The organism is Clostridium sp. MCC345, assembly GCF_018785345.1.
Lineage (GTDB): Bacteria > Bacillota > Clostridia > Lachnospirales > Anaerotignaceae > Anaerotignum_A > Anaerotignum_A faecicola.
This window is the reverse complement of the sequence record NZ_WQPP01000002.1, coordinates 1-3,984: the sequence shown is the minus strand read 5'-3', so window position 1 is coordinate 3,984 and position 3,984 is coordinate 1. Positions and strand designations below refer to the sequence as shown.

6 protein-coding genes are annotated in these 3,984 nt (G+C 42.0%); 4 read left to right on the top strand and 2 right to left on the bottom strand.

What is annotated here, in order from left to right:
- Positions 1-12 precede the first annotated feature (12 nt).
- Together GPK49_RS00060 and GPK49_RS00055 are read right to left on the bottom strand one after the other, a co-directional pair.
- Positions 13-1,308, bottom strand: coding sequence for a tyrosine-type recombinase/integrase (locus GPK49_RS00060; protein ID WP_006859611.1), 1,296 nt, complete (start codon positions 1,306-1,308; stop codon positions 13-15).
- An 86-nt stretch (positions 1,309-1,394) separates the two neighbouring features.
- A complete protein-coding gene (locus GPK49_RS00055) occupies positions 1,395-2,024 on the bottom strand; it encodes a helix-turn-helix domain-containing protein (RefSeq protein ID WP_015529844.1) in 630 nt (209 codons plus the stop codon).
- Between the two features lie 171 nt (positions 2,025-2,195).
- On the opposite strand from GPK49_RS00055, the gene GPK49_RS00050 reads away from it, so the two are divergent.
- The 4 genes from GPK49_RS00050 to GPK49_RS00035 all read left to right on the top strand — a co-directional run.
- Complete coding sequence (locus GPK49_RS00050; RefSeq protein ID WP_004843519.1) at positions 2,196-2,426, top strand: helix-turn-helix domain-containing protein; 231 nt, start codon at positions 2,196-2,198, stop codon at positions 2,424-2,426.
- 140 nt (positions 2,427-2,566) lie between these two features.
- Complete coding sequence (locus GPK49_RS00045; RefSeq protein WP_006859613.1) at positions 2,567-2,881, top strand: hypothetical protein; 315 nt, start codon at positions 2,567-2,569, stop codon at positions 2,879-2,881.
- Positions 2,881-3,252 (top strand): hypothetical protein, encoded by a 372-nt coding sequence (locus tag GPK49_RS00040; protein WP_015529843.1) that lies wholly within the window; start codon positions 2,881-2,883, stop codon positions 3,250-3,252. Before GPK49_RS00045 ends, GPK49_RS00040 begins: the two co-directional genes overlap by 1 nt.
- A partial coding sequence (locus GPK49_RS00035; protein ID WP_215676368.1) for a MobA/MobL family protein occupies positions 3,209-3,984 on the top strand: 776 nt, incomplete at its 3' end. The genes GPK49_RS00040 and GPK49_RS00035, both read left to right, overlap by 44 nt.

Below are 3,984 nucleotides of genomic sequence, written 5' to 3'. Positions count from 1 at the left end.
AAGGGAAATTTTTTAGTCATTGCCTACCACTTTATCAAGAAGCCGAACCGATTTTCGTTTCGCATCTCTTGTGGAGTGAGCATAGACGTTCATTGTGGTACTGACATCTGAGTGTCCTAACAATTCCTGTACATCTTTTGGGGCTGCTCCATTTGCTAAAAGGTTGCTTGTATAGGTGTGACGTAACTGGTGGAAATGAAAGCCTTCAAATCCCTCTAATGCTTTTGCCACCTTTCTGCATACCGTCCCCAAAGTAGTCGGAAGTTCCAGACAACCATCCGGTCTTAAGCAGACAAAAGAAATTTCTTTATAATCTGCCGGGACTTCCTGCGTTCTGTCTAAGCAATAATATTCGTAGTACACTCTGTTTTTCTCTTTGACCTCTTTGTAGTAGTTCGTGTGATAAAGTTCTTCGTACTGCATTCGATTTTTTAACTGCTCTTTCCGGGCATTACGGAAAATCTCTACCAGTGTATCTCCAAAATCAACAACCCTTACTTTTTTCCGCTTGGTTGGTCCGATGATATATTTGCGCTTTGAGCCATCATATCGGATGCTGCGTCTTATGGTAAGGCATTGTTCTTCCAGATTTACGTCCTGCCATGCCAAACCACAGGCTTCTCCAATACGAAGCCCGGCATAATAGGCTATCTGGATTGGAAGTATTGCGGCTGGGTTCTTTTTTTGCAGATAAGCAAGCAGTCTTTCATAATCTTCTCGTGAAATTGGTTGGACATTTCCGTCCATATCCTCATCAGAAAACAAATCCACTTCATCCGTCTGATACCGCAGTTTAATATACTGCATAGGATTGAACGTAATATACTGCTTTGGAAATACTGCAAAGCGGAATGATTGCTGCATGACTGCGGAAAAAGAATGGATGTAATCTTTGCTGTAACCCTTTCTCTCTTTTCCATCGGGATGAACTCCCCCGAAGGAAAGCAAATCGAAGAAAGATTGCAAATGTTCAGAGGTTACATTTTTCAGTTTACGTTCTGCCAATGGGTGTTTCTTAATATTTCGGATTGTTCCGAGGTAATTCTCCACCGTACCATTGCTGAGCGTACCTGTTTTTAATTCCTCCTCTGCCCACACATCCAAAAGCTGTCCGACTGTGAGATTATCCGCTTTGGCAACAAATTTCTTTTTCTCATAATCATCCATTGCCTGACGGAGCAGTTTTTCAGTTTCACTTTTGCTTTCTGTTCCAACGCATTCTTTCTGAACAAGATTGCCGCTTGCGTCCTCTACATAGAAGCGGTAGTACCATTTCTTTCCTTTTTTTCTTACAGATCCTTTTGCCATAATCGTATGTCTCCTTTCGATATTAGACAATCGGAACTGATGAAATGCTTCGTGCGTGTAAGTATATCATAACTCCGGTTGTCTTACTATACCGATTCGGAATCTTCGTATAAGACTTCTGATAAAAGATTTGCAAGCCTTTGTTCTGCTGTTTTTGGTTTCTTGGAATAGAGCCTTACAATGTCTGCCATCTCATTAAAAGCATTGATGGTATGAGTGATTTCCCTTAAGAACATAATCTCATTATATTCCTCATTCGATTCAAACCCTATTGTTTTGGCAATATCCGTCTGACCAGCATTTCCCTTGAAGTTTTTGCAGGCGAACTGGAAGGAATCCAAAAACAGACCATATTGTTTTAACATCAGCAGTAATAAATCTTTTGAAAAAGCATCTTCTTCTTTGGTAAGGGCAAGCGGTAACTGTTCCAGAATATCTCCCATCGCATCACGAATCTGTAATTCTCTCTTATCCGTAATGTCGGTTTCATATTCATCTGTTTCCCCTTTGAGCCATTCCACAGATACATGGAGTGCTTCCGAAAGACCTTCCAGCACCATTTTTTTCGTATTGTCAATCGAACCATTCTCATAACGCAGGATTGTAGAAGCGGTAACTCCCATCTTCTCTGCGACATAAGGCTGTGTCAGATTCAATTCCAGACGGCGCTGTTTTATTCTGCTGCCTATCAGCTTGCGTAATTCTTTATCTTTCATGCTGACTGCCTCCTTTTTCGGTATGTATGAATTATAGCATTGTTTTTCCGAAATTGCAATATGCAATGCAATATTTATTTTTAGCATTTCGTAACGCTTGACAAAAAGATGTGAAAAGGATATACTTACATCACAGGAATTGCATAATGCAATTTATAAGGAGGTGATTATATGACGCAAAGAAAAATTGCATTATCCATCGAAGAAGCTGCCGACTATACGGGAATCGGCAGAAACACCTTAAGACAGCTTGTAGAATGGAAGAAACTTCCGGTATTAAAGGTTGGTCGTAAAGTCCTGATTAAAACCGATATTCTGGAAATGTTTATGGAAGCGAATGAAGGTCGTGATTTGAGGGATAGAGGAAATGTAAAAGCCGTAACAAGAACTGCGGCAAATTAAAAAGGCGGCTTCCCAAGAAACCGCCAAAGGTTCTATCAGACCGAAGCCATGATATACCTACACGCAAGAAGATTATACCATGTGCTTCTTCTGATACGCAACCAAGAACTTATGTTTGTGAAGGAAAGGAGAATGTAAGAATGGCAAAATCAACAAAAAGTTATGAAGCACGAATGCTTGAAATGGAAAAGAAAGAGCAGGAAAGCCTTGAAAAGGCGAAACGATATGCGGCACAGAAGAAAGAACTTCTGAAGCGAAAGAAAGCCGAAGAAAGTAAAAAACGAACCCATAGGCTCTGTCAGATTGGCGGTGCGGTGGAATCCGTTCTCGGTGCGCCTATTGAGGAAGAAGACATCCCAAAGCTGATTGGTTTTCTGAAAAGGCAGGAAGCCAACGGGAAATTTTTCTCAAAGGCAATGCAGAAAGAAGTCAATACCGATATGGAGGAAGTGTAATGGCGGAGGGGATGAGTTTTTCATTCCCTTCATTGCTTTTTCATGAAGGGCGCACTTATGGACAACCAGAGGTCGTCCCAATAAGTTTGCCACAAGTGGCAACCGGTCTGCGTTCACGCTTGCCGGGCTCGTTCCGTCGGCGGGGCTTTCAGCCAGACCTGCTCATGCCGCAGGAGGCACTCTTCGCCAGAGAGGCGCATTCCATGCAGGCTGCTATGCGCAGGGCACTCTTACGCAGAGGGCGTTCCGGCAATGCTGCTTTTCCTAAAACCGAAAGCAATGTTGCCGGAAATCTATGCCGGATGTGCAGAAAGGAGGAATCCAGACATGGCGATTTTTCATTACACAGTCAAAATAGTCGGACGAAGTAAAGGGAAATCTGTTATCTCCGCTTCCGCATATCTCAATGGGGATGTGATGAAAAACGAGGAAACCGGGAGAATCAGTTATTACACTTCTAAAAAAGAAGTGGTCTACACTCGGCTGATGATGTGTGAAAACGCACCTCCTGAATGGCAGATAGTACCAGAAGAAAATATAAAACGCTTTCAAAAATCTGTCCGATACAAAAGATCAGAAGATAAAGAAGCTGCTTTAGAAAAATTTAAAATCACATTTCAGAAACAAAGGTTATGGAATGAGGTATTGAAGATTGAAAAAAATGCAGATGCCCAACTTGGCAGGTCATTTGAATTTGCCCTTCCCAAAGAATGGAACAGACAGGAACAAATTCAATATACAACTGACTATATTCAAAAAACTTTTGTAGATAGAGGAATGTGTGCTGATTGGAGTATCCACGATAAAGGGGATGGCAACCCCCATGTCCATCTGCTTCTGACTATGCGTCCTTTTAACCCGGATCATTCTTGGGGAAAGAAAGAAGTCAAGGATTGGGATTTTGTCAGAGATAAAAACGGAAATATCGTGATTGATGAATCCCATCCGAACTGGTGGCAGGATAAGAAAAACCCTGACCGTCATGGAATCCGTATCCCTGTATTAGACGAAAACGGAATTCAGAAGATGGGTGCAAGAAACCGCCTGCAATGGAAACGGGTGCTGACCGATGCTAACGGATGGAACAATCCAAAAAATTGTGA

What these genes read in the sequence shown, in the direction of transcription:
- GPK49_RS00060 (WP_006859611.1), bottom strand. Translation starts at nt 1,308, where the DNA reads ATGGCAAAAGGATCTGTAAGAAAAAAAGGAAAGAAATGGTACTACCGC.
- GPK49_RS00045 (WP_006859613.1), top strand. Translation starts at nt 2,567, where the DNA reads ATGGCAAAATCAACAAAAAGTTATGAAGCACGAATGCTTGAAATGGAA.
- GPK49_RS00040 (WP_015529843.1), top strand. Translation starts at nt 2,881, where the DNA reads ATGGCGGAGGGGATGAGTTTTTCATTCCCTTCATTGCTTTTTCATGAA.
- GPK49_RS00050 (WP_004843519.1), top strand. Translation starts at nt 2,196, where the DNA reads ATGACGCAAAGAAAAATTGCATTATCCATCGAAGAAGCTGCCGACTAT.
- GPK49_RS00055 (WP_015529844.1), bottom strand. Translation starts at nt 2,024, where the DNA reads ATGAAAGATAAAGAATTACGCAAGCTGATAGGCAGCAGAATAAAACAG.